Raw genomic sequence first — 475 nt, forward strand, 5'->3', positions numbered from 1 at the left:
CCTGGTGGACGCCGGCCGGGCCGGTGACCATCACGATCCGCTCGCACACCTCGGCCAGCAGGTGGGTGACCGCGAGCTCGCCGCCGTGGCGGTCGTCCACCGCGACCGAGCACAGGTCGTCCGCCGCGGTCGGGTGGTCGAGCAGGACCACCGAAATCCCCCGCTCCCGCAGCCACCGCACCGGCACCGGCCCGGACTCCACCGGCGTGATCAGCACCCCGTGCACCCGCTGCGCGGCCAGCAGCTCGACGTGCCCGCGTTCCTTGGCCGCGGATTCGCCGCTGTTGCACAGGATCACCGCGTGCCCGGCTTCGCTCGCCGCCTCTTCGACGCCGCGGGCGACGTCGGTGAAGAACGGGTTGCCGACGTCGCCCGCGGCGTCGAAGAGGCGGCGAGCGAAGCCGGGCACGCGCCGATCCTGTGCAACAGCGGCGAATCCGCGGCCAAGGAACGCGGGCACGTCGAGCTGCTGGCC

General features: G+C 73.9%; 1 protein-coding gene. It reads right to left on the reverse strand.

Annotated features, from left to right (window positions below):
* Positions 1-409 (reverse strand): substrate-binding domain-containing protein (locus tag CCN39_RS48725; RefSeq protein ID WP_244211376.1); only part of this gene is annotated, 409 nt, incomplete at its 3' end.
* Positions 410-475 lie beyond the last annotated feature (66 nt).

The sequence above is a fragment of the Amycolatopsis kentuckyensis genome (assembly GCF_002155975.1).
GTDB lineage: Bacteria > Actinomycetota > Actinomycetes > Mycobacteriales > Pseudonocardiaceae > Amycolatopsis > Amycolatopsis kentuckyensis.